This window comes from Aquabacterium sp., assembly GCF_036273115.1.
In the GTDB taxonomy this organism is placed as follows: Bacteria; Pseudomonadota; Gammaproteobacteria; order Burkholderiales; family Burkholderiaceae_C; genus Aquabacterium.
Window position 1 is genome coordinate 229,247 of record NZ_DASUIN010000023.1, and the last position, 25,090, is coordinate 254,336.

Annotated in this window: 21 protein-coding genes; 7 read left to right on the plus strand and 14 right to left on the minus strand. The window is 63.4% G+C overall.

Annotation, left to right across the window (positions count from 1 at the left end; all coding sequences use genetic code 11):
* Window positions 1–53 precede the first annotated feature (53 nt).
* On the plus strand, window positions 54–1,145 hold the full coding sequence (gene bioB, locus VFW72_RS10005; protein WP_329674145.1) for a biotin synthase BioB: 1,092 nt from the start codon (window positions 54–56) through the stop codon (window positions 1,143–1,145).
* Window positions 1,146–1,195: 50 nt separating this feature from the next.
* On the opposite strand, the gene VFW72_RS10010 is transcribed toward bioB, so the two are convergent.
* A complete protein-coding gene (locus tag VFW72_RS10010) occupies window positions 1,196–1,654 on the minus strand; it encodes a hypothetical protein (RefSeq protein ID WP_329674146.1) in 459 nt (152 codons plus the stop codon).
* Window positions 1,655–1,877: 223 nt separating this feature from the next.
* On the opposite strand from VFW72_RS10010, the gene VFW72_RS10015 reads away from it, so the two are divergent.
* Window positions 1,878–4,454: a PAS domain S-box protein gene (locus VFW72_RS10015; protein ID WP_329674147.1), complete on the plus strand. Its 2,577-nt coding sequence runs from the start codon at window positions 1,878–1,880 to the stop codon at window positions 4,452–4,454.
* Here VFW72_RS10015 and VFW72_RS10020 read toward each other — a convergent pair.
* Complete coding sequence (locus tag VFW72_RS10020; RefSeq protein ID WP_329674148.1) at window positions 4,445–5,317, minus strand: plasmid replication/partition related protein; 873 nt, start codon at window positions 5,315–5,317, stop codon at window positions 4,445–4,447. The genes VFW72_RS10015 and VFW72_RS10020 overlap by 10 nt on opposite strands.
* Before the next feature lie 81 nt (window positions 5,318–5,398).
* Between VFW72_RS10020 and VFW72_RS10025 the strand changes: the two genes are divergently transcribed.
* Window positions 5,399–6,091 (plus strand): alpha/beta hydrolase, encoded by a 693-nt coding sequence (locus tag VFW72_RS10025; protein WP_329674149.1) that lies wholly within the window; start codon window positions 5,399–5,401, stop codon window positions 6,089–6,091.
* Here the strand turns inward: VFW72_RS10025 and VFW72_RS10030 are convergent.
* The 4 genes from VFW72_RS10030 to VFW72_RS10045 form a co-directional block, all read right to left on the minus strand.
* Entirely contained in the window at window positions 6,083–6,451 is a 369-nt protein-coding gene (locus VFW72_RS10030) for a hypothetical protein (protein WP_329674150.1), read from the minus strand. The genes VFW72_RS10025 and VFW72_RS10030 overlap by 9 nt on opposite strands.
* A complete protein-coding gene (speG, locus tag VFW72_RS10035; RefSeq protein ID WP_329674151.1) occupies window positions 6,448–6,999 on the minus strand; it encodes a spermidine N1-acetyltransferase in 552 nt (183 codons plus the stop codon). The genes VFW72_RS10030 and speG overlap by 4 nt, the downstream gene beginning before the upstream one ends.
* 23 nt (window positions 7,000–7,022) lie before the next feature.
* Window positions 7,023–7,214, minus strand: coding sequence for a hypothetical protein (locus tag VFW72_RS10040; RefSeq protein ID WP_329674152.1), 192 nt, complete (start codon window positions 7,212–7,214; stop codon window positions 7,023–7,025).
* Between the two features lie 190 nt (window positions 7,215–7,404).
* Complete coding sequence (locus VFW72_RS10045) at window positions 7,405–9,264, minus strand: phosphoenolpyruvate carboxykinase (GTP) (protein WP_329674153.1); 1,860 nt, start codon at window positions 9,262–9,264, stop codon at window positions 7,405–7,407.
* Between the two features lie 318 nt (window positions 9,265–9,582).
* Between VFW72_RS10045 and VFW72_RS10050 the strand changes: the two genes are divergently transcribed.
* Together VFW72_RS10050 and VFW72_RS10055 are read left to right on the plus strand one after the other, a co-directional pair.
* Window positions 9,583–10,377, plus strand: coding sequence for a substrate-binding domain-containing protein (locus VFW72_RS10050; protein WP_329674154.1), 795 nt, complete (start codon window positions 9,583–9,585; stop codon window positions 10,375–10,377).
* A gap of 74 nt (window positions 10,378–10,451) precedes the next feature.
* Window positions 10,452–11,048, plus strand: a complete 597-nt coding sequence (locus VFW72_RS10055; protein WP_329674155.1) for an MOSC domain-containing protein — start codon at window positions 10,452–10,454, stop codon at window positions 11,046–11,048.
* 54 nt (window positions 11,049–11,102) lie between these two features.
* Here VFW72_RS10055 and VFW72_RS10060 read toward each other — a convergent pair whose 3' ends face one another.
* Genes VFW72_RS10060 through VFW72_RS10070 form a run of 3 tightly spaced genes read right to left on the minus strand, consistent with a single transcriptional unit; the run spans window position 11,103 to window position 13,393 of the window.
* A complete protein-coding gene (locus VFW72_RS10060; protein ID WP_329674156.1) occupies window positions 11,103–11,435 on the minus strand; it encodes a hypothetical protein in 333 nt (110 codons plus the stop codon).
* Window positions 11,436–11,438: 3 nt separating this feature from the next.
* The gene (locus tag VFW72_RS10065) at window positions 11,439–12,353 is read right to left on the minus strand and encodes a 5'-nucleotidase (RefSeq protein WP_329674157.1); all 915 of its coding nucleotides are present in this window, start codon (window positions 12,351–12,353) and stop codon (window positions 11,439–11,441) included.
* Window positions 12,354–12,385: 32 nt separating this feature from the next.
* Complete coding sequence (locus VFW72_RS10070) at window positions 12,386–13,393, minus strand: AAA family ATPase (RefSeq protein ID WP_329674158.1); 1,008 nt, start codon at window positions 13,391–13,393, stop codon at window positions 12,386–12,388.
* Between the two features lie 186 nt (window positions 13,394–13,579).
* Between VFW72_RS10070 and VFW72_RS10075 the strand changes: the two genes are divergently transcribed.
* Window positions 13,580–15,988 (plus strand): hybrid sensor histidine kinase/response regulator, encoded by a 2,409-nt coding sequence (locus tag VFW72_RS10075; RefSeq protein ID WP_329674159.1) that lies wholly within the window; start codon window positions 13,580–13,582, stop codon window positions 15,986–15,988.
* A gap of 104 nt (window positions 15,989–16,092) precedes the next feature.
* On the opposite strand, the gene VFW72_RS10080 is transcribed toward VFW72_RS10075, so the two are convergent.
* On the minus strand, window positions 16,093–16,740 hold the full coding sequence (locus tag VFW72_RS10080) for a response regulator transcription factor (RefSeq protein WP_329674160.1): 648 nt from the start codon (window positions 16,738–16,740) through the stop codon (window positions 16,093–16,095).
* A gap of 138 nt (window positions 16,741–16,878) precedes the next feature.
* Here VFW72_RS10080 and VFW72_RS10085 point away from each other — a divergent pair, with 138 nt between their 5' ends.
* Entirely contained in the window at window positions 16,879–19,272 is a 2,394-nt protein-coding gene (locus VFW72_RS10085; RefSeq protein WP_329674161.1) for a hybrid sensor histidine kinase/response regulator, read from the plus strand.
* Here VFW72_RS10085 and gspF read toward each other — a convergent pair.
* From gspF to gspN, 4 genes are read right to left on the minus strand one after another with little or no spacing between them, the layout of a single operon-like run.
* On the minus strand, window positions 19,265–20,479 hold the full coding sequence (gene gspF, locus VFW72_RS10090; RefSeq protein ID WP_329674162.1) for a type II secretion system inner membrane protein GspF: 1,215 nt from the start codon (window positions 20,477–20,479) through the stop codon (window positions 19,265–19,267). The two genes, VFW72_RS10085 and gspF, sit on opposite strands and share 8 nt — an antisense overlap.
* A 12-nt stretch (window positions 20,480–20,491) precedes the next feature.
* Window positions 20,492–21,916, minus strand: coding sequence for a type II secretion system ATPase GspE (gene gspE / locus VFW72_RS10095; RefSeq protein ID WP_329674163.1), 1,425 nt, complete (start codon window positions 21,914–21,916; stop codon window positions 20,492–20,494).
* The gene (gene gspD, locus VFW72_RS10100; RefSeq protein ID WP_329674164.1) at window positions 21,913–24,162 is read right to left on the minus strand and encodes a type II secretion system secretin GspD; all 2,250 of its coding nucleotides are present in this window, start codon (window positions 24,160–24,162) and stop codon (window positions 21,913–21,915) included. The genes gspE and gspD overlap by 4 nt, the downstream gene beginning before the upstream one ends.
* 3 nt (window positions 24,163–24,165) lie before the next feature.
* Window positions 24,166–25,089: a type II secretion system protein N gene (gene gspN, locus VFW72_RS10105; protein WP_329674165.1), complete on the minus strand. Its 924-nt coding sequence runs from the start codon at window positions 25,087–25,089 to the stop codon at window positions 24,166–24,168.
* Between the last annotated feature and the right edge of the window lies 1 nt (window position 25,090).

A 25,090-nucleotide genomic window follows, 5' to 3' on the forward strand; every position in this document is an offset into this window, starting at 1 on the left:
GGTCAGGGGCTTCGAGGGCGACTAAACTTGCGCCAGCTTTATCGGAACCCATCATGTCCCAGTGCGCATCTTCATCGGCCTCGACTCCTGACACCCCTGCAGCCCAACCCATCAAACTGGTTCCCAAGTCTGTGCTCAATGCACACGGCTGCGGTGGCGATTGCAAGGACCACGATGACAGCCAAGCCCGCTGGCCCCGTGCCAAGGTGCTGGAATTGTTCAACCTGCCCTTCAACGACCTGATGTGGCGCGCCCAGCAAGTGCACCGTGAGCACTGGGATGCCAATGAGGTCGAGCACGCCACCTTGCTGTCGGTCAAGACCGGCGGCTGCCCAGAAGATTGCGGCTACTGCCCGCAGTCGGCTTCACACGACACCGGTGTCGAGGCCAGCAAACTGATGTCGCCCGACGAAGTGCGTGAGGCCGTGGTGGCCGCCCGCGAAGCTGGCGCCAGCCGGTTCTGCATGGGGGCGGCCTGGCGCGCACCGAAAGACCGCGACATCGAAAAGGTCGTCGAATTGATTCACGTGGTGAAAAACGAAGGCCTGGAAGCGTGCTGCACCCTGGGCATGTTGAGCGACTCGCAAGCCCAGACCCTGAAAAGCGCTGGCCTGGACTACTACAACCACAACCTCGACACCGCCCCCGAGCTGTACGGTGACATCATCACCACGCGTGACATGCAAGATCGTCTGGACACGCTCGACCATGTGCGCAACGCGAACATCAAGGTCTGCAGCGGCGGCATTGTCGGCATGGGTGAGACCCGCGAAGGGCGCGCCGGTCTGATCGCGCAACTGGCCAATCTGCCCACCTACCCCGAGTCGGTGCCCATCAACGACCTGGTGCGCGTGCCAGGCACCCCCCTGGCCGACACCCCTCAGCTCGACCCACTCGAGTTTGTGCGCACCATCGCCGTGGCGCGCATCACCATGCCCACCGCCCGCGTGCGCCTGTCGGCGGGCCGCCAACAAATGAGCGAAGCCGTCCAGGCGATGTGCTTCCTGGCCGGCGCCAATTCGATCTTCTATGGAGACAAGCTGCTGACCACCGGCAACCCCGAGGTCGAACGCGATCGCTTGCTGATGGAAAAACTCGGCCTGCGCAGTGGGCAGGCCGTCACGGCGCGCGTCAACGCGGCCTGATTGCCGATGGCTCCCTGCGGGGCAGGGTCTGGCAGCGGGTCACAGAGCGATCAGTGGCCCCACACCCACATGCGGGTGCCACCCGCATCAAAGTTCTTCACGGTGATGTTGCCCATCGCCGGTGCGTCGTACTTCACGCCAGCCACCGCCGAGATGAACTGAGACACCTTGAAGGTCGTCGTGATGGGCTTGGACTCCAAGGTCACTTCGGTCACGGGACGACCGTCGTAGACATCCGCGGGCAGGGTCACGCCAGCGGCCGCCATGGTGCTGACGAACTCTTCCGAACTCAACACCTTTGCGCTCTTGGCACTGACCTTCATCACAAAGTTGGCGAAGTTCAGCAAGGCAGAATCAGGCAGGTCCTTCTTGTCGGTGCCGTCGCCGGCGTAGGCATTGCTCATGGCCTCTTCATCCAGAGGTTCCAGAGCAGCAAAGGCACCAGTCGAAGCCATCAGGGACGAAACAGCCAGGGCGGTCAGGGCGAGAGTTTTGGCGATGGTTTTCACGGTGCTACCTCCGATGAGATAGCTTTGGTTTCGGCGCGAGCCCCAGCAGACTGAGCCCTCAAAGCCGATGAAGCAGGTGAAAACCGGCACTATTTGGGCAATCTGGACCGAAGCCGCGGCTGTAGGGCTGCCGCAACCGAAACGGGAATCCCCTTGTCAGATTTGCCCGAATTCGTCGAGATAATGGGACACGACCTCAGCCCCGACGGCACAGCCGAACGCCATGGCCCTCACTCGCCGCAAACTGTTCACGCTCAAAGCCACGGTGAGCTACATCGTGTTTGCCGCCGCCTGGATCTTGCTGTCGGACCAAGCCCTGGAAGCCCTGGTGTCAGACCCGGGCACCCTGAGCCATCTCTCCAGCCTCAAAGGCCTCGTGTTCATCGCGGTCACGGCCATGATCCTGTGGCTGGCCCTGTCCAACGTGCCCAACGAACACGAGGTCACCCTGGCGCAGTTGCCTGGAGCGGCCCCCTCCTCGGCCCTGCGGTTCCTGGTGTGGGCGCTGGTGGTGCCAGGTCTGGCGGTTCTGCTCCAGTCCTTCCTTTGGACCGCCCTGAGCCCATGGACGTGGCTGCTGTTCTACCCCTGCGTGTTCCTGGCATCGTGGCTCGGCGGCCTGTGGGCTGGCTTGGCGGCCACCACCGTTTGCACCTTGGCCGGCTGGTATTTCTTCACGGCACCAGCCGGGGCGTGGCAACTCGAGCACCCTGCTGCGGCCGTCGGCATCGGCATGTTCTTCGGCATGGGCATTTTGTTCAGCCTGGTGCACGAATCGGTTCGCGTCACCCAGCGCCGCAGCGACGATGACAAATTCCAGGCCCTGGTGGAGCAGACCTTGGCGGGCATCTACATCATCCAGGACGGGCAGTTCCGCTACGTGAACCCGGAGTTCGCCCGCATACTGGGTTACGCCAGCCCGGAAGACATCGTCAACCGCGTACCCGTGCGTGCGGTCGTGATGCCCGAGCACTGGGCTGAGGTCGAGAAGCAGTTACTCAATGCCGACTCCGATCTGGACCCCAAACTTCGGTACGCCGTTCGCGGCCGACGCCGAGACGGCTCCGCTGTCGAGTTGGAGGTGCATCGCCGCACCATGCAAACCTCAGCGGGCATGGCCATCATCGGCCTGGCCATCGACGTGACCGAGCGCAAACGAGCCCAGCAAGCCTTGCAACAGAGCGAGCAACTGCTCCGCGGTGTGATCGAGGGCACCACCGATGCGATCTTCGTCAAGGACCTCCAAGGGCGTTACCTGATGGCCAACCAGGGCACCGCCGACATCGTAGGCCGCCCCATCGATCAGATTGTGGGTCGAGACGACAGCGCGCTGTTCGCCCCCGACAGCACCCGCCGGATTCGCGAGGCCGATCAAGCCATCATGGCCGCCAACGCCACACGCACCTCGGAAGAACCTCTGATCACCCAAGACGGCAAGTCGTGGCGCTTTCTGGTCACCAAAGGCCCCATGCATGATGCGCAAGGGCGGGTCACTGGGCTCTTCGGTCTGTCACGAGACATCACCGTGATCCACGAGGCCAGACAGGCCCTGCAGCACCAACAGGAATACCTCGAAGCCCAAGTCAAAGCGCGCACCGCCGAACTAGAAGCCGCCCGCCTGGAGGCCGAACGACTGGCTCGGATCAAAAGTGATTTTCTTGCCAACATGAGCCACGAGATCCGAACGCCTCTGAACGGGGTACTGGGCCTGGCACAAATTGGCTACCAGAGCGATCCTGCACAAAGCCACGCGCTGTTTGGCCAGATCCTGGAGTCTGGACGGGTGCTGCTGGGCGTGGTCAACGACATCCTCGACTTCTCCAAAATCGAGGCGGGCATGCTGCATGCCGAACTGCTCGCGGTCGACATCCGACGCCTGATGGAACGCCTGACCGGCACCTGGATGGAACGCGCCGTGCAGCACAAGCTCACCTTGAACGTGCACGTCGATCCACGCCTGCCTGACACCCTGCTCACCGACCCGCTGCGGCTGGAGCAGATCGTGGTCAACCTGCTGAGTAACGCCATCAAATTCACGCGCGAAGGCCACGTTGACCTGGAGCTGGGGCTACAGAACTCACACTGGACACTGAAGGTGTCAGACACAGGCATTGGCATGGACGCCCAACAGCTCGCACGCCTGTTCACCCCATTCACCCAGGCTGACAACTCGACCACACGCCGATATGGCGGCACGGGGCTGGGCCTGAGCATCACCCGTAGATTGATCGATTTGCTGGGCGGCACCATCACGGTCAACAGCACACCGGGACAAGGCACGTGCTTTGAAGTCCGCCTGCCGCTGCGCGCCCCCGACACCGTGAGCCCGCCTTCCCCCACGCCTCCGGCCACCCCGCCGACGGCGTCACCCGCGCCCCTCGCGCCCCCGCAACACGGGCGGCTCCAGGGGCTACGCATCCTTGCGGCGGAAGACAACCCGATCAACCAGATGGTGCTCGCCGAATTCCTTCGCATCGAGCAAGCCACTGCGGTGTTTGTCGACAACGGCGAAGCCGTGGTGGACTGCATTCGCAATCAGAGCGAGGCCCCCTTCGATCTGGTGCTGATGGATGTACAGATGCCGGTGATGGATGGCTACGAAGCCACACGGCAGATCAAAGCCCTGTGCCCCCACCTCTTGGTCATCGGCCAGACGGCCCATGCCTTGGCGGAAGAGCGCGCCAAATGCCTGGAAGCGGGCATGGCTGACATGGTGATCAAACCGATGGAGCTGGATCAATTGGTTCAGACCATCCAGAAACACCTTCAGCCCCAGCCCCCCGGGACGACTCAGGGCTGAGCCTCCAGCGCCTGCAGGCGGGCCCGCAGTTCGGCGTTTTCTGCCTCCAGCGCACGCACGCGTTCACGCAGACTGTCCAACTCTTGCTGAGGTGACAGCGTCGCCGCGAGCTCGTCGCCCGACGCTGCCTCCGAGGTCGCCTCGTTGGCGCTGGCTGCCCGTTGCCGCGACTTCGACTCGCGCACCTGACGCGCGGCCTGCTGCAACTCTTTCTTGCCGCCCGCCACCGCGGCAACCTGCTCTTCCACCGGCAAGCTGGCCACTGCCGCCGCGGCGTTGATCGAAATCACCCCCGCCTTGACGGCCTCGACCAACTCGGGCGCGGCGGCCTTCTGAATTTTCTCGATCTGACTGACCGTGGTGCTGCTGATGCGCGCCGCACGGGCAATCGCCTCACGGGAAGCCAAGGGATCAGGCGCTGGCAAAGTGGCCAGCGCGGCCGCCACTTTCGGGTCGGTTTCGCCTTCCCACGGGGCCTGCCCCTCGGCAGGCGCGGACTCGGGCTGAGCCGGGTCTGCTGTGGCAACCCTGGCTTGCTGGCGCGCAGCCAGAATCTCCTTCTTCCGCAAGGCCAGCACCCCGCGCTGGAAATCGGACACGCTGCGACGGCCCAGGTGCTGATCGATCATCCACAGGTGCACATCCTCCATCGACTGAAAGCGAGGGTTCTGCACGGTCTGGAAGGGAATGCCATGCTTCATGCAGATGCCGTAACGGTTGTGCCCGTCAACCAGCACATCACCCCACAGCACCAGGGCATCACGGCAGCCTTCGCTGAGGATGCTGCGCTCCAGCGCCTCATGCTCCTCCGGGGTCAGGGGATCGATATAGACGCGCAGTTCTTCTTTGACAACGATGTTCATGGCATTCAGACCAACAGCAAGGCTGGGCATTGTACGAACGACGAAGTGGGGGAGGCGGCCGAAGCGGCGATACTTCTGCCCATGCTTTTGCCCTGCCTTGAACTCCAGACCTCGCCCGAGCCACAGTACAGCCTGATCATCCTGCACGGACTGGGGGCCGATGGCGAAGACTTCCTGCCCGTGTGCAAAGCCCTTCGGCTCAAAGACCTCCAGGGCGGCATGCGTTTCGTGCTGCCCAGCGCCCCGGACCTGCCCATCAGCCGGCACAACGGCTATGTGATGCGCGCCTGGTACGACCTGCGGCCCGACGGCGTCCTGCCACGCGAAGACGAGGCCGGCGCCCGCGCCTCGCAAACGCGCATCGACGCCCTGATTCAGCGCGAAATGACTCGCGGCATCGCGTCTGAGCACATTTTCCTGATGGGCTTTTCACAGGGCTGCGCCATGGCACTGATGACCGGCCTGCGCTTTCCCCACCGACTCGGGGGCATCATCGCCTTGTCGGGCTACCTGCCCGCCCCCGACACCACGGCCAGCGAGCGCCATCCGGCGAACGCGGCCACCCCGATTTTCATGGCGCACGGCCGCGAAGACGACGTGGTGCCCATCGCCCGAGGTTGGCACGCCCGCGATGTGCTGAGCCAACTCGGCTCCCCCGTGTCCTGGCATGACTACCCCATGGACCACACGCTGTGTCTGGATGAAATTCGCGCCATCGACCGCTGGATTGGCGAGCAAGCCGCCTCCGCCTCGCCCCAGCCGGGTTCAATCTAAGCCAAAGCGCTCGCGGAAGGCCTGGCAGAAAGCCTCGCTGCCACTGAGCGACAAGGTCACCGTGTGGCGCGGCTCGCCCGCTGGCAAGCGGGTGGTCAACACCAACCCGAGGCTGGGGTCAAACTGCCAAGCCTCGGGCGCCACGGTTTCCACCTGGGCCTGCAAGTCATAGTCCCACTCGCCCCCCTCGTCCAGCGCGCCCCGGCCCTCAGGGAAGGCGTGAAAGGCCCAGCCCAAGACCTGCGCCACTTCTGACTGAACTGCGGTGACCTGGTTGGGCGACACCGATGCCATCGCATCCCAGGTCCCCACGCCTTCGGTGTCGTCGCTGTATTCGAAATCAAGGTACTGCAAGCTCATGCCTGAACTCCATGGGATGAGGCCAGCGACGCCTTGCGACGGGCCAGGTAATCAGGCTGGAACAGCGCCATGCGCAGCACGTCGCGGTACTCGCCGTCGACAAAAAACTCGTGGCGCAACCGCCCCTCTTCCTGGAACCCGAGCTTGCGGTACACACTGACGGCACGCTGGTTCTCACAGTCCACAATCAGGAACAGCTTGTAGAGGTTCAACACCGTGAAGGCGTAGTCCATCGCCAATTGCGTGGCCTCGGTGGCGTAGCCATGGCCTTGATGCTCTGGCGCAATGATGATCTGGAACTCAGCCCGACGGTGGATGTGGTTGATCTCGACCAGCTCGACCAGACCGACGCGCTCTTGCCCACGCTCGGCGATGAAGCGGCGCTCGCTCTGATCGTGGATGTGCTTGTCGTACAGGTCGCACAACTCGACGAAAGCCTCGTAAGGCTCTTCGAACCAGTAATGCATGACCGACTCGTTGTTGTCCAGTTCATGAACAAAACGAAGGTCTTCCCGCTCTAAGGGACGCAGTCGAAGTTTGTCAGACATAGATTCATTCTATGCCGCCCACCTCAATGCAGTACAGAGCGCCTCGTCGGCTCCAGGTCCAGAATCACGCTGGCCGACTCGAGCGCACGCCAAAGGTGCGCCGGCATCTGCAAGATGCGATCAGGCGTGCGCGCCTGCCGCACCCAAGCCCCAATCTCGGAATGCTGATCAGGCGTCAACAACTTCAACGCAAGCATTTCATCGAGCAACTGCATGGCAACCTCCTCTACAGCGGGACTCATCTTCAATATGACACAGCGCTGCTTCGGTGTGCGCAAGAAATGCGCCATACCCGGCCCGCAATTGCAGGCATCCCGTCAGGTGCACCTTTTTCCCAACAGATAAAAACCGCCCATGAAAAAACCGGGCACAAGGCCCGGTTCTTGGGATTGGCGTTGAAGCCGATCAGGCGGCGAAGCGCTGTTCCAGCTTGGCCTTGGTGGCAGGCATTTCAGCAGGCAGGTTGTACGCCAGCTGGGTGAACAGCTCGTCGTGCAACTTCAGCTCTTGCTGCCAAGCGGCCTTGTCGATGCCGATGACGGACTGGAACTGCTCCTTGGTGAAGTTCAGGCCATTCCAGTTGATGTCTTCGTAAGTGGGGCTGACGCCGAAAGCGTTTTCCACGCCATTGGCCTTGCCTTCCAGGCGACCCAGCATCCACTCCAGCACGCGCATGTTTTCACTGTAGCCTGGCCACACGAACTTGCCATCGGCGCCCTTGCGGAACCAGTTCACGCAGTAGATCTTGGGCAGCTTGTGGCCAGCGGCTTGCAGCTTGGCGCCCAGGCTCAGCCAGTGCTGGAAGTAGTCGCTCATGTTGTAGCCCATGAAGGGCAGCATGGCGAACGGATCGCGGCGCACCACGCCTTGCTGACCGAAAGCGGCAGCAGTGGTTTCCGAACCCATGGTGGCGGCCATGTAGACGCCTTCGGTCCAGTCACGCGCTTCGGTCACCAGCGGCACGGTGGTCGAGCGACGGCCACCGAAGATGAAGGCATCGATCGGCACGCCAGCGGGGTTGTCCCACTCGCTGTCGAGCGCGGGGTTGTTGGTCGCAGCCACGGTGAAGCGGGCGTTGGGGTGAGCAGCCTTGGTGCCCTTTTCCTTGGCGATCTGGGGCGTCCAGTCGTTGCCTTGCCAGTCGATCAGGTGAGCGGGCGGCTCGTCGGTCATCGATTCCCACCACACGTCGCCATCATCGGTCAGGGCCACGTTCGTGAAGATCACGTCGCGGTCGAGCGACTTCATGCAGTTGAAGTTGGTCAGGGTGTTGGTGCCAGGGGCCACGCCGAAGTAACCGGCTTCGGGGTTGATGGCGTACAGCTTGCCGTCTGCCGCAGGCTTGATCCAGGCGATGTCGTCACCGATGGTGGTGACCTTCCAGCCGTTGTAGCCTTCTGGTGGGATCAGCATGGAGAAGTTGGTCTTGCCGCAAGCCGATGGGAAAGCAGCAGCCACGTGGTACTTCTTGCCTTCGGGGTTGGTCACGCCCAAGAGCAACATGTGCTCGGCCAGCCACCCTTGGTCACGGCCCATGGTCGAAGCGATACGCAGGGCGAAGCACTTCTTGCCCAGCAGCGCGTTGCCGCCGTAGCCCGAACCGTAGGACCAGATTTCGCGGGTCTTGGGGTAGTGAACGATGTACTTGGTGTCGGGGTTGCAAGGCCAGGCCACGTCCTTCTGACCTTCTTCCAACGGTGCACCCACGGTGTGCACGCAAGGCACGAATTCGCCATCGGCGCCCAGCACGTCGATCACGCCCTTGCCCATGCGGGTCATCAACTTCATGTTGACGGCCACGTAGGCGGAGTCAGACAGTTCCACGCCGATGTGGGCGATGTTGGAACCCAGGGGGCCCATCGAGAACGGCACCACGTACATGGTGCGGCCCTTCATGGCGCCCTTGAACAAGGCGTTTTCACCGGTTTGCAGCTTGGCGCGCATTTCGGCGGGGTCACACCAGTTGTTGGTGGGGCCGGCGTCTTCCTTGCGGTCAGAGCAGATGAAGGTGCGGTCTTCCACGCGAGCCACGTCGGACGGGTGAGTCCAGGCCAGGTAGGAGTTGGGGCGCAGTTCGGGGTTCAGCTTCTTGAACGAGCCGGCTGCCACCAGTTGGGCGCACAGGCGATCGTATTCTTCGGTGCTGCCATCGCACCAGTAGATGTCCTTGGGCTGCAGCAAAGCAGCCATTTCGGCCACCCAAGCCACCAGCTTGGTGTTTTTGACGTAGGCAGGTGCGTTCACCTGAACTGCGGCAGTAGTCATGACAAAAGCTCCAAAGTTAGAAAAAACAAGGTCTCGACAACGCGGCCTCAACCGCACTCTCGACACCCGGCACCAGAGGGCTAGCCCCCCCTGTCATGCCATTCAATGCGCCCATTTCCTGTGTCATGGTCCCGCATGTGACGCTGGGCGCCATGAAAGCGGGAACCTTGCATTTTAATCCACTCGCGGATTTTTGGGGTCCCCCCAGGTCCAAGGGGCTCCCTTTGCGGGGACAGATTACGGCGCGATTTCGTCACGAAGCTGCGATCTTTTTGTATGCTGACAAGCCCATTGCCCCCTCACCCCGCCGCGCACGCCATGCCAGATCGCTCCCGCCGCCTGTTTCTGACCCTGTCCGCCTTAGGGACTTTCTCGGGCACGCCCGCCTCCGCCCAGGCTCAGCCGCGCGACCGACGCCCCTTATCCGAACCGCCCAGAGTGGCGGCTGATCCGGCGGTCATCGATTCGGGGCTGGCCGCGCGCTGGCAGGCGGCAATGTCACGCGATCTGGGCTGGTCGGCCCGCTTCGAGCCACTGGCGTCCAGCCAGATCCTGGACCAACTCGAACGCGGCGACATCGACGTCGGGGTGTTTCTGTCGCACCCGAAAGCCGAACACCTCGACAAGCAGGGGCTGATTTACGAACGCCACAGCATTGCGCGCACCGAGGTGCTGCTGATTGGCCCCGCGCAAGACCCCGCGGGCATTCGATCGGAATCCGATGCCGGACGGGCACTCACGCAGATCATCGCGGCCGCTGGCGCTGGGCAGGCCAATTGGACGCAGCCCGCCGCCGGCTCGCCGCTGGCCGCCCTGGCTGACGCCCTCACCAGTGGGCTGGCCAGCAAGGGGCTGAGTGCGGCCGCCCCCCGTGCGGTCGCCGGCCCAGCCTATCAACTGATGACCCGGCTGGAATGGAACCGCAAGGGGGCTTCGGCCGGCACCAAGGTGTGGCCCCTGAAGGACCCTCGACTGGTGCTGGACCTGCAGACGGCTCTGTCGTTCCGCTCTCGGCATTCGGCGGGCAAATTGCTGGTGACCTGGCTGCAATGGCCGATTGCGCAAGGCATCGTGGGCAAGGCACAACCAGTCTGGCAGCGCATCAAGCCCTGATGTCGCGACCGGTTTGATCGGCAGGCCGCTTAGGCTTGCTATGCTGCAAGCCCCCTTGTCTGCCCGAATGCCTCATGTCGATCGCCCGCCAACTGCTGTCCATCAACACCGCCACGGTGCAGGCCATGACGATTCAGGATCGACGCATCATGACGGGCATCGGCAAGCGCGCCGTCAGCAGCCCGGCCGATCCGCGCCGCATTGCGGTGCGGCCGCTGGGCCTGGAAGGCGACGAGCAATCTGATCTGACCGTGCATGGCGGCCTGAGCAAGGCGGTGTACGCCTACCCCCATGAGCACTACGCGTTCTGGCAGACGGTGCGCAGCCAGGCCAAAGCGCAGGAATGGGGTGAACCGCTGCCCTACGGCATGCTGGGCGAGAACCTCACGATCACGGGCCTGCTGGAATCGAACGCCTATGTGGGCGACGTGCTGAAATTCCCGGACTGCACCTTGGCCATCAGCGAACCACGCCGCCCCTGCTACAAATTCGAGGCCGTGATGGGGTTCAAACAAGCCGTCAAGATGATGGCGCAATCTGGTTACTGCGGCTTTTACCTGGCCGTGCGTGAGCCAGGCACCTTGGCGGCGGGAGAGTCGTTCGAACTGATCCCGGGCCAGCGAGAAGTCAGCATTGCCGAGCTGTTTCGCGCCAAGATGCGCCGAGACTGAGACACACCCAAGCGCTGGTGATCCAGGTGCTGGCGCCTCACCAGCCTGAAGCCCTCAATCGTCGTCGCCCCAACGGGCCATGCGGCGCTTGGCCTCGTCGAACCAGCGCCGTACATCGGCACTGCTTTTGAGCGCGCTCTGGCGCCACTGCGGCCTTTGAGACGGCTGCTCCACCCAGTTCACGGCGATGGCGGGCCCACCCTCTGCAACCAAAGCCAACTCCACCACAGGGAGGCCTCGCCAATCGAAGCGAATTGGGTTGCTGCCGCTTTTTTCGGACAACTTCAGGTCGCGCAATTGGCGGCGCAAACCCATCAGGGCTTCGTCGGCCTTGAACGGTGGCAGGGCAAAGAAGTCGCCCAGGTCTGTGCCCGCATCGTGACTCATGACTCAAGTCTCCGTGTTGGTGACGCCTGCAGCCACATGCCCAGCGGGCACGTGTGGGGCCGCATTTTCGACATGCCCGGTCTGGTCGTCGAAGAAGAAATCGGGCTCGAACTCGCGCAAGAACTCGCCCTTGGGCAAGCCACCCAGGAACAGTGCTTCGTGCACGTCAATGCCCCAGTCCATCAGGGTTCGGATGGCGCGCTCATGCGCCGGGGCGCCTCGGGCGGTGACCAGCGCGGTACGAATGCGCATGCCGCTGGCGCCGTCAGCCGGGTCGTGTTGCTGCAACTCGTGCAGGGCTTGCAACAAGGGCTTGAACGGCCCGGCCGCCAGGGGCTTGGCTGCACGCTCAACCTCATGACGCTGGAAGGCATCAAGCCCGTCGGCCTGGTAGATGCGTTCGGCCTCATCGGAAAACAGCACGGCGTCGCCGTCGAAGGCAATGCGGACCTCATCGGGATGGGCGTCGCCCGCGCGTGCGGCATGGGGCAAGACACGCGCCGCCGGCACACCGGCCTGCAAGGTCGAACGCACATCGGCTTCGTTGGCCGACAGGAACAAGTGCGCTTGCAAGGGCCGCAAATAGCGCCACGGGCTTTGTCCACGGGTGAACACCCCGCGCTCGATGGGCAGGCCGTAATGCTTGGCCGAGCGAAACACGCGCATGCCCGAAACGGGGTCGTTGCGCGACAAGATCACCACCTCCACCCGCTGACGGCCACCTTGGTTGAAAGCCAGCAACTTGCGCACCAGCGAAAAGGCCACACCGGGCCGCGCAGGCACATCGACGTGGTCGAGCTGGTAGCGCATGTAGGCGCGGTCATCGGCGCCTTCAAACAACTGGTTTTCTTCTTCGAAGTCGAACAGGGCGCGCGACGAAATCGCCACGACCAACTGCCCGGACAGACTGGCCGGCATGACAGGGAACCTGCGAAACAAACAGGCTCACATCATTGCACGAACCCCATGGGCTTGCGGCGCGCTTGCGGGTCCGGCAGGTCACGCACTTCGAGTTGCCCCCGACCATCGAGCTTGGCGTTGCCAAAGGCCGTCATCAAAGCGCGCCGCATCTCGCGTGGCGCGCAGTGACTCATGGCGTCGAGCACCTCCTCACACAGGTCGGGCTCGAAGCGCTGCCCCCAGTCGTGATCGGCGCGAATGCTGCGGTACAGCTTGCTGGCGATCTTGCGCGAGGCCTCGGCATCGGGCATCTCGATGTCAAACACATTCATCCGGTTGAGAATGGGGTCGGGAATGCCGCGCGCATCGTTGGCCGTGGCCACCCAGATGACCTGGCTGGCGTCAATCGGCACTTCGGCAAATTCGTCAATGAAAGCGTGCGCGGTGTCATGCTCCAGGAGGCTGTACAGCGAGCCCAGGGGGTCATAGGCATGTTCGCCACCGGTCTTGTCGATTTCATCGACCACCATGACCGGGTTGGCGTATTGGCCATCCACCAGGGTTTCAAACACCTTGCCGGGTCGCGCCCCTTTCCATTGACTGGAGGCGCCCGACAGCACCCAGCCCGCGGTGAGCGAACTCATGGACACGAAACCCATGCCGGTGCCGAGCAACTGCGCGATTTCGCGCGCAAAGTGCGTCTTGCCCACCCCGGGGGGTCCCAGCAACAACATGGGCGTGATTTCCAGCGCGTCGCGGCTGTCGGCGCACAGGGCCAACTGGCGTTTGAGGTCGTCCAGTACTTCGTGGAAGTTGGGCAACTCGTCGTAAAGGTGCGCCATGGCTGGCAGGCCCGAGGGCTTGACCTGGAACCGCTCGGGGCCCTTGTCCAGCATGCGCTCGTAGGTCGCCCGCAGCGATTCGTGGTCACGCGTCGGCAGTTTGCCCAGCCGCTTTTCCACCTCGTCGACTCGGTAGACATGTCGCATGTGCGCAATCGGGATGCGCCCGCGCATGTCGTCGTCACGAACCAGAACCAGATCACAACCACTGCTCATGTTGAACCTCCGCATGGGCAAGATGTCCGAAATTCATTGCAGCAAAATAGTGCAGACTCGACCCCTGAAACAAGGGCGACATCTCCCCCTTTATCGCTGATTCGCAAGGGGCGTGCCAGCGCAAGGTCCCGTAGACCCGCGCCCCTTGTGCGCACAATCACACGCCTGCCGAGATTTGCCGACTTGATGCTGTTTCCCTCTGACTCTTCCCCGAAGTCGGTGCCGCCACAAGCGCCCACATCCAGCGGTTGGGGCGCCTGGATGACCCTGCTGGCCTTTCTGGCTTTGGGCATCTGGGGCACCCATCTGGCCCAGCGCCCGTTCTACTCTGACAAGCAAGTCACCTGGCAAACTGCGGAGCGCCTTGCGCCAACCGAAAACGGTGACAGCACGCCCGTCACCCTGCCCGACTCCTGGAAGGCCCACAAACTGCCGCCCGTCGGCTCCGGCCTCTATCGACTCACTTTCGATTTGAGCGAGTCGGCCGCAACGGACAGTCACGCGCGCCCTTGGTCCCTGCGCATCGATCGCCTGTGCTCTGCGCACGACGTCCTGCTCAACCAACGTCGCATTCACAGCACGCTGTCCCAAGATGGCTGGCTGGGTGAACCCGCCCCCGACCTCCTTGACATTCCCGCAGGCACCCTGCAAAGCGGCACGAACGTGCTCGACATCCAGGTACGTTGCATCCTGCACGGGGGGCTGTCCATGCCCGAACTGGCCCCCAAAGCCACCCTGCAGCCCAGCTACCTATGGCACGTCATCCTGACCCAGTACCTGCCGCTCGGACTGAATCTGTGCAGCATGGCCTTTGCCACCTTCGTGATGCTGCTGTGGTGGCAGCGCCGCCAGGAAACGGCAGCCGGCCTGTTCGGCCTGCTTTATCTGGTGGTCTCGGTACGCAACTGCAGCTACTACATCACCGGCGATCTGGGCATTCCCCCGGGGCTGACCAGCTGGCTGCATCTGGTGGCGCACACCCTCAGCTCGACCTTGCTGGGCTGGTTTGCCTTGGCCATTGCCAAACGCCGCCTACCCTGGTTCGAACGCGCCTTATGGGCTGCAACCGTACTGATTCCGTCGGGTGCCCTGCTGACACTGTGGTTCGACTCGAACCTCGAACTGGCCCGCGCGGTGGCGCCGCCCATCCTTCACGTCATGGCACTGCCCTCCTTGTGGATCCTGACCCAACTGTGTCGGCAATCGCAGATGCGCTCGCTGCTGCTTCTGCTCGCGGGCTTTGCCGTGGCCCTGGTGTCGGCCGTACACGACTTCGTCTGGATCCGCGCACTCGGACTGGTCGACCACAGCTACTGGATGCCGTGGACCGTGCCACTGACCTTGCCTGGCTTCACCATGATGCTGATGAACCGCGTCGTGCAAGCCTTCAACGACATCGAACAACTCAACGCCACGCTCGAGCAGAAGGTGCAGGAGCGCACCTGCGAGCTGGCCGCGGCCAACGCGGCCAAGAGCCACTTCCTGGCGGCGGCCAGCCATGACCTGCGGCAGCCGGTGTCGGCCATCGGACTGATCACCGACTTGCTACACGAACGGCTCAGCGACCCGCAACTGCGTGGCCTGACCCAGCGGCTGACCCGCGCGGTCGTATCCATGGAGTCACTGCTCAAAGGACTGCTGGACCTGTCTCGCCTCGACTCCGGCACGGTGGAGATCAACCGTCAGGAGGTTCGCCTACAGCCTTTGCTGGATTCGATTGCGAGCCACGAAGCCGAATCGGCGCACCACAAGGGTCTGGTGCTGCGTGTGCGAACCACCAATGCCACAGCCTGGACCGACCCGATCTTGCTGGAACAGATCCTGCGCAATCTGGTGGGCAACGCGGTACGCCATACCGAGCGCGGCGGCATTCTGGTGGGCGTACGCAAGCGGGGTGAGCACCTGCTGATTCAAGTCTGGGACACCGGCTCGGGCATTCCCCCCCAGGATCAGGCCCGGATCTTCGAGGAATTTGTTCAACTCTCGCCCCCAGCCAAGGGTCGTCAACGCGGACTGGGTCTGGGGCTGGCGATTGTCAAACGTGCCACGCAGTTGCTGGAACATCCCGTCCAGGTGGCCTCCCGCCCAGGCAGAGGCTCGTGCTTCAGCGTCTGGGTGCCGACCTCGCCGCACAGCGGCTCCCGGCCGAACTTGGCCCCACAGCCGCACCCGCAGCCACACCCCCCGCAAATTGACCGACACCAACCCTGGGTGGGCATGAAGGTGCTGATCGTCGAAGACGATCAGGCCATCCGTGACGCGCTGACCAACATCCTGCTATCTTGGGGCGCCTGCGTCACTGCAGGCCCTGGTTTAAGCTGGCTGCGGCAGCAAGGGCAGCAGACCTGGGACCTGGTCATCTCGGACCACCGTCTGGGCGACGGCACAGGCCGAGAGATCATCCACATGCTGCGCCAGTCTCAACCCACGTTGCCCGCCGTCATCGTCACAGGCGACACCTCACCCGAACAACTGCACATGCTCGCCCAGAGCGGCGTGCCGGTGCTGCACAAGCCATTCCGCGCAGAAAAATTACGGGCCATGATCGAAGAGACCATGGCCCGCAGTGATGACAGCGTTCGAAAACTTTCCTGAGCATACGCCGAGCCGGGCCTTCTGGCCATCAGCCATTTGGCCTAATCGTTTCGCCTAGCCACCGGAATGCCCCCGGTGGCCTCAGGCTCACGGCCCTGTCGAGCTCACCGCTCAGCCGCGCCCAGGGCGCGCAAACTCCACCCCGACTGCGCCACCGCCACCACAGCCTGCGTCCGGCTGTTGACCCCCAGCTTGCGGAAAATCGCAGCCAAATGAGTCTTGACGGTCGACTCAGACAAATCAAGTCGCCGACAGATTTCCTTGTTGGGTTTCCCCTCCACCAACAGCCTCAATACGTCGGCTTGCCGATCGGAAAACCCCCAGCCGTCGGCCCTTTCGCACCCGGCGCGCTCAGGCAACTCGGGCAGATACACCCCACCAGCCAACACATGCTCCAGCGCCGACTGCATCACCTTCGATTGCACGGTTTTCGGGATGAAACCCGCCGCGCCACCATCGATGGCCGCCAGAATGACCTCGTGTCGATCGTCGGCCGACAGCACCACCACCGGCACCTCGGGCGCCAAGGCACGCCAGGCCACCAAGGTGTCCAACCCTTGATGGGCTCCCAGACCGAGATCAAGCAGGGCCAGATCCACATCGGCGTGAGCCTGCAGCAAAGGCGCCGCATCAGGCAGGCTGGCCGCCTCCAGCACCTGGGCTGGCTGCCCGCCCGGAAACAGGCGACTCGCAATCAGCAGACTCAAACCCTCCCGAAAAAGGGCATGGTCATCAATCAGTAGCAGTTTCATCCAACGCCAACAACCAGCACGCGCCGGCAACATTCGGTCACATCCTAGCGCCTGCAGCCCCCGAAACGAGCGCCACCCCCCAACTTGCATCCCCCCTCGAAAGGGGGACAATTTCGCCTCAAACTAAAGAGGGATTCCATGTTGTCGCGCACCACCTCCTTGCCCTTGCCGCTCGGCATGGGCAAACACAGCCGTTTGCAGCGTCATGCGCTGGCCGTGTTGGGATGGATTGCCGCAGCCACCGTGCTGACCTTGCTGATCTGGGGGCTGTTTTCGGGCTCCTCCGGCCAAACCAGCCACCCTTCAGTGCAGTGGGGCGAACAGCGGTTTCGCATGCTGCCCAACGCGACCGACCCCGGCAGCGACTGGCAAACCGTCACCCTGCCCGACACCTGGGCAGCACGCCAGATCGCCAGCAAAGGCATTGCCCGTTACGAAAGCCACTTCCAACTCAAGGAAGCCCCACACCGCACGGCCAGCACGGTGTGGGCCGTGCGCATCGACCGCCTGAGCTTCCAGCACCGCATCTGGCTCAACGGCCACCTGATCCACAGCGACCTGCCAGGTGAAGAGCCCACCGGGCGCCCGATGAGCTACATGGCCCGCTTCTCGCCGGATCTGCTGCAGACAGGCGACAACCGGCTCGACATCGAAGTGCGCTACGGCAGCCTCGGCGGCCTGTCACAACCCGTCATTGGGCCGGCAGACGACCTGGTCATGGGCTACACCGTGCAAGCCTTGCTGTCACAGCAACTGCCGCTGATGATCAACGTGGTGGCCGCCGCTTTCGCCACCTTCCTGATCGTGATCTGGCTACGCCGCCGCAGCGAAGTCGCCATGGGGGCTCTGGGCCTGCTGTGCGTGGTCGTGTCGGTTCGCAACTGCACGTACTACATCGTGCACGGCCCAACCTTGCCGGCCACGCTCAGTGCCTGGCTGTACTTCACCGCCCAGACCACCGCCACCGTGCTGCTGGGTTGGTTTGCCATGGCCATTGCCGACAAGCGCCACGCCATGCTGACCCGCTTCCTGTGGGTCGTTCAGATTGGCTACCCGCTGGCCGCCGGGCTGGCGGCCCAGCAAGGCTACCTGGCCGAAGTGCGCGCCGTGCTCTACCCCGGCCTGCTGTTGCTGATGCTGCCCTCCCTGGCCCTGCTGTTGCAACTGCACAAGCGCTTCAGCCGCTGGTCAGCCATCGGCATGGTGCTGGGCATTGCCGTGTCGCTGGTGGCCGGGTTCCACGATTACCTGCGACTGGTCGGCAGCATTTCAGTGGTGCACAGCTACTGGCTCCCACTGGCCTCGCCCATCACCCTGGCCAGCTACGGTCTGGTGCTGATGCACCGCTTTGTGGAAGCCACCAACCAGGCTGAAGAGCTGAATGTGCAGCTGGAAGCCAAAGTAGAGGAACGCACACAAGAGCTGTCTGCGGCCAACGCCGCCAAAGGACACTTCCTGGCCGCCGCCAGCCATGATCTGCGCCAACCGGTGGCCGCGGTCGGGCTGCTATCCGGCCTGTTGCGAGACCGCCTGCAAGGCAGCCCCCTGCAGGACATGACCCTGCGACTGTGCGATTCCGTGCAAGCCATGGAAGGCTTGCTCAACGGCTTGCTCGACCTGTCTCGACTGGAAGCCGGCGCCATCAAACCGCATCTGCAAGCAGTCGATCTGCGCGCCATGCTCGAGCGCATTCAAAGTCATGAACAGGCCGCCGCGCAGGCCAAAGGTCTCACCCTGAAGGTGCACGCCCCCCACGCATTTGCCCACAGTGACCCGGTGCTGCTCGAACAGATGGTGCGCAACCTGGTGGGCAACGCGCTGCGCTACACCCGACAAGGCGGCGTGCTGGTCGGGGTGCGCCGACGCGGATCTGACTGGCTGATTCAGGTCTGGGACACAGGCACCGGCATTGCCCCACAAGACCAGCAACGCATCTTCCAGGACTTCGTTCAACTCGACAACCCTGAGCGCAACCGCGCCAAGGGTCTGGGCTTGGGGCTGGCCATCGTGCAGCGCGCAGCCAAGCTATTGCATATCGACGTGAGCCTGAGCTCGCGTGTGGGGCATGGCTCGTGCTTCAGCATTCGCGTACCAGCCACTGCCGCAACCATGGCGACGAGTTCGTTTGCATCCAGCACAAGCGCCGCTTCAGCCCGACCGCTGGAAGACCACCACATCATCGTGCTCGATGACGATGACACCCTGCGCCACGCACTGCGTGAGCGCCTGCGTGAATGGGGCGCTTTCGTGAGCGTGGCCGCCTCGCTGGAAGACCTCGAGGAAGTCCTGCAACGCGTGATGTCCGTGGACCTGCTGCTGACCGATCACCGCTTGCGTGATGGCGATGGCTTGCAGGCCATCAGCCTCGCGCGCCAGCACCACGCGAATTTGCCGGCCGTGGTCATCACTGGCGACACAGGCGCCGAGCCTCTGCGCCAGCTGCAGCACAGCGATGTGCCCGTCCTGCACAAGCCATTCCAGTCAGAGGAGTTGCTGCAGGCCCTGCTCCAGAGCCTGCCTCCGGTCACTTGACCCAGGTGTTCATCTGCATGATCGGCAACATGACCGACATCACGATCAGCATGACCAACAAGCCCATGACGACGATCAGCAAGGGCTCCAGAATCGTCGCGATGGCCAAGGCCTTGCGCTGCACCTCGGTGCTGAGCTGATTGGCAGCTCGCTGCAACATCACCGGCAACTGGCCGGTTTGTTCACCCAGGCGGGCAAACATCGAGAGCAGCCCCGGAAAGCGCTTCTTGGCAGCCAAGGCCGAGGCCAGTGGCGCCCCCTCGCGCACCTGCACCAGTGCGTCCATCGCATCGGCCCGCATGGCCCGATTGGAGAGGGTTTCGGCCGCGGCCTGCAGGGCTTTCAGAATGGGCACTCCCGAGCCCGCCAGCATGGCCAAGGTGCCGGCAAAGCGCGCCGCGTTGTAACCACGTGCGAGCCGCCCCAGCAAGGGCAACTCCAGCCAGAAGGCATCGAACTTGATGCGGAAGTCTTCATTGCGGCGCGCCAGCATCAGACCACTGAAACCGCCCACCAGCACCAAGGCCAGCAACCAGCCCCAGTTGCGCATGAAAGCGCTCAAAGCCAACATGACCTGAGTGAGCATGGGCAAAGCATGCTTGCTGCTGGTGAACACCTGTGCCACCTGCGGCACCACGAACACCAGCAAGGCCACCACGATCAGCACCGCAAACACCGACACAATGGCCGGGTACAAGGTGGCACCAATCAGCTTGGATTTCAAGGCCTGCTGCTCTTCCAGATCAGTGGCCAGCTTTTCCAGCACGCCACCCAACTGACCACTCTGCTCCCCCGCCGCCACCACGCCGCAGTACACCTCGTCAAACTCACGCGGCGAACTGGCCAGGGCGCGCGCGAATGGCGAGCCCGCATTGACCTCGGCACGCAGGTGGGCCACGAGCTCACGCTGCTTGGGATCTTCGGCCTCATCGGCCAAAGCAGTCAGGGCCCGCTCCAGCGGCAAGCCCGCCACCACCAGGCCACTGAGTTGGCGCGTCCAGATGGCCAGCGCCGAGGCATTGAACACCCGCGGGGCAAACAGAACGGTGGACTGACGCTCGGCCTCGGCCACCACAGCATCGACCTTCAGGGGCACCAACTGCTGCGTGCGCAGCTGGGCTCGCGCGGCTTTGGCATTGTCCGCGTCCACCAAGCCGGTCACGGTCTTGCCGGCAGCATCCAGGGCTTCAAATCGAAAGGCGGGCATGGTGCAGCGGCCTTATTCGCGGGTCACCCGCAAGACTTCTTCCAGCGACGTCACGCCCTCGGCCACCAGTCGGTCACCGTCTTCGCGCATGGTCTTCATGCCCTTCGACTGCGCGTGCTCAAGCAACTTCGACTCGGCCGCTTCGGCGTGGATCAAAGCGCGAATCTGGTCATCGGCCACCATGAGTTCATACACACCCGTACGCCCCTTGTAGCCCGACATGCCGCACTCGGGGCAGCCTACCGGGTGCCAACGACCCGCATCGTCCTGACGCTTGCAGTGCACGCACAGTTTGCGCACCAGACGCTGGCCCAGCACGCCCAACAAGGACGACGACAGCAGGAAGGGCTCGATCCCCATGTCGGTCAAGCGCGTAACCGCACTGGGGGCGTCATTGGTGTGCAAAGTCGCCAGCACCAAGTGACCCGTCAAAGACGCCTGAACGGCGATCTGGGCGGTTTCCAGGTCACGGATTTCACCAATCATGATGACGTCCGGGTCTTGCCGCAGGATGGCGCGCAGCGCCTTCGCAAAGGTCAACTCGATCTTGGCGTTGACCTGGGTCTGGCCAATGCCAGGCAATTCGTATTCGACCGGGTCTTCCACGGTCAGCACATTGGTGGTGGTGGCATCCACCGTGCTCAAGCCGGCGTACAGGGTGGTGGTCTTACCCGAGCCGGTAGGGCCCGTGACCAACACGATCCCGTGTGGCTGACGCAGCAGGCGCTTGAACTTGTCCAGCGCATCGCCGCTCATGCCCAGCGACTCAAGGGTGAACTTGTTGGCGTCGCCCTTGTCCAGAATACGCAGCACAGCCCGTTCGCCGTGCGCCGATGGCAGGGTCGACACCCGCACATCCACCGCGCGACCACCAATGCGCAAACTGATGCGGCCATCTTGCGGCAAACGTTTTTCGGAAATATCGAGTTCGGCCATGATCTTCAGACGCGAGATCAGGGCGGCGTGCAAGGCCTTGTTGGGCTGCACCACTTCGCGCAAAGTGCCGTCGACCCGAAAACGCACGGCCGAGGCACGCTCATAGGGTTCGATGTGAATGTCAGAGGCGCCGTCTTTGGCAGCCTGCGTCAGCAAGGCGTTCAACATCCGGATGATGGGGGCGTCGTTGGCCGACTCCAGCAAGTCTTCCACAGCTGGAAGGTCCTGCATCATGCGCGACAGGTCGACCGCGCTTTCTACTTCACCCACCACCGCCGCCGCACTGCCTTCGCCGCCGGCGTAGGCTGCGGCGATGCGTTGCGACAAGGCCTCTTCTGGCTCGCTCTCGATGGCGTTGACTACATAAGTGCGCATCACCTCCGAGAGGGCCGAAGGCGACACTTTGTGGCTGGCCCACAAAGTGGCCCGCTCGTTCTCATGCTCCAGCAACAAGCCATTCGCCCTGGCAAAGGCGTACGGCAATGGGTGACGCGCACTCATTGCACACCACCGGCCTTGGGCTGCGGAGCCAACTTGCCGCCAAAGCCCGAGTCACGCGGCATCACGATCGTGGGCGACGCGTTGGGGTCATCCAGGGGCTGCACCACATTGGGCGCGGGGCGCTGCGATGTGTTCTGCAACGGCTCCAGCATCGGCACCTCATTGATCGGCATCACGATGCTCTTGTCGGGCTTGGACTCCGATTGACGCTGGCGCATGAACTCATAACGGTCGACCGTCAGGTTATTGCTGTCCTCTTGCGAGCGCATCACCACCGGACGCAAGAACACCATCAGGTTCTTCTTGGCACGCTCACGCGAACGGCTCTTGAACAGGTTACCCAGCACCGGGATGTCGCCCAGCACCGGCACTTGCGAATCACCATCGCTGTAGGCATCAGACAGCAAGCCGCCGAGGACCAGGGTCTGGCCGTCGTCGATCACCACGGTGGTCTCGATCGAACTCTTGTTGGTGGTCAGGCCCGAGTTGGACGACTTGCTCGTCGCGTCCACAGACGAGTTTTCCTGGTACACGGTCATTCGCACCGTGCCGCCCTCACCCACCTGGGGGCGCACACGCAGGGTCAAGCCCACGTCCTTGCGCTCGACCGTGGTGAAGGGGTTCACCGAACCGGAACCCGAGGTGGCGCCATTGGTGTACGACCCCGTCACGAAGGGCACGTTCTGACCGACCACGATCTTGGCCTCTTCGTTGTCCAGCGCAATCATGTTGGGCTTGGACAAGACGTTGCCGCCAGCGTTGTTTTCCAGGAAGGTCGCCAAGGCACCCAGGTTATAGGTGCCATCCGACATCTTGTGCAGGAAACCGACGTTCAAGCCACCCAAACCGCCCAGCACCGTCTTCTGTGCTGCGGCCAGACTGAACAAGCCGGGAATGGTGGTGCCACTGGTGCTGGTCGACAGATTGGTGCCCGCGCCCACGATGTTGTTCGTGCCAGCGGCCCCCGCCCATTGGAAGCCCGCCTGCGCCAGCTTGCTTTCGTCCACCTGAACGATCATGGCCTCGATGTAGATCTGCGCCCGACGACCGTCCAACTGGTCGATCACCGCCCGCAGCTGCTTGTACAGGGCATCGGTGGCCGTGATCACCAGCGAGTTGGTGCTGGGGTCGGCTTGAATGAAGCCGCCGGTTGAAGGCTGGGCTGAGGCGCCCACAGGCGCGGTCGCCTGGGCGCTCGCCCCCCCAGCCGCAGCCTGGTTCAGTCCCGCCATCTGGGGCGACATGCCCGACTGCACAGGGCTGGCCGAAGCCCCTCCGCCAGATGCATTGCTACCGCCACCTGCACCGGGGAAGGCTGCGCGCAGCACTTGCGCCAGCTTCACGGCATCCGCATTCTTCAGGTAGACCACATGAATGCCGCTACCGCCCAGACCGCTGGTACCAGGCTTGTCAAGACGCTGCACCAGGTTGCGAACCATGGCCATGCGGCCCGCGTTCGGAGCGCGCACCATCAGGGTGTTGGTACGCGGGTCAGCCATGACCTGAGTGGGCATACCCACCGCAGCGCCCGGCGCCCCGGCTGCGGCGCCGCCGTCAGCCAGCTTCTGCACCACGGGCGCCAGGTCAGAGGCAATCGCGTACTGCAGCGGAATCGCCTCCATGTCGGTGGCCGACGGCACGTCCAACGCGGCAATCATCTGCCCCATGCGCTTGAGGTTGTCGGCGTAGTCGGTGATCACCAGCGTGTTGGTGCCCGTGTTGGCATTGATGGTGTTGTTGGGGCTGATCAAGGGCCGCAGCACCGCCACCAGGTTGTTGGCGCTTTCATATTGCAGACGGAAAATCTGCGTGATGATCTGGTCACCCGACTTGGTCACATTGCCCACGTCCACGGTGCCCGTCTGCAACTTGGCTTCAGCCTCAGGCACGACCTTGAGCATGCCCGCCACCTCGACCACGCTGAAGCCCTGGCCCCGCAAGGCCGACAGGAAGTTCAGATAAGCCTCGCGCGGCGTCAGAGGTTGTTCGCTGTACAGCGTGATCGTGCCCTTCACCCGGGGGTCGACCATGATCTGGCGATCCAGGATGGCGGCCATCGCGCGCGACACACCTTCGATCTCGGCATTGACGAAGTTCAGCGTCACACTCGGGGGCGCCTTCTTGATGGGCGCCGCCATGGCGAGCCCCGCCACGCCTGGCAACAAGCCGGAGGGGCCAAAGGTCAGAGCCAGGGCCGTCGCCAGCGCGATGGCACGTGTGCGAGACAAGGAAGGATGGGTCTTCATGACTTATCCGATCGAAATGACAGAGTGATCACCCGCACGGCGACCAATGATGTTCAGGAGGTTGTCGAGGGCGCCCCGGTCGGCCTCAACGGCCGTGGCCATCCCGCGAAAGCGCGTGCCGCCCGGCCCCACCGTGCCTTGGCCCGTCAATTGCAGCGAGCCATCCAGGGTGGTCAAATTCAGTTGCAACTGGCCCTGGGCATCGCCCAGCAAATCCAGTCGGTAAGAGCCCAGCCGATCCAAAGTCGAAATGGGCGACGAGACGTTATCGAGCGACAGATCAGCCTGACCTTCAACCCGCAAACGACCTTGCACCCACTCCACAGCCAGGTCACGGGTGTTCATGCGCAACAAGCCCCCCAGCTGCAAGGTATTCCAGGGGGTGCCGAGGCCACCCAACCAGGCAGCAGGCCAGTGCCCGACGGCCCCCATGGAAGCCAACTCGGCCTCCTGGCCTCCTGGGCTGAGCTTGATTTCCGCCCGAATACGGCCCCAACCGGGCTTGATGTCCAGCACCACCGGAGTCGGCAAACAGCAATCTTGCTGCAAGGACACGCGCACGCCAAAGGTCTTGAGCTTGATGCGCCAGGCCAGGCGCCCCGGCAAAGCCCGGGCATCTCGGCTGCCAGGGCCGCCCGTCAAGATGGCCACGGCATCCCCCTGCCAGACCGTGCCTTGCGACTCGGCCAGCAACAAACGGCCGCCCGTCAGCTCGACCACACCTTGAGCCAGCCAACTAGCCGGCGCGAACAAGACCACCCCGACCAGGGCGCCCAATGCCGCGCCCCACTTGCCCCAGCGCTTGCCGGCCTTGCGCATGTTTTCCCAGCGCGCGACCTCCAGCGTGGACTCGAGCCAGCGGGTGGTGACCGCCCCCGCGCCCTTGAGCCAGGCGGGACGGCGTGAAAAAAAGGAGGGCACTGCCATG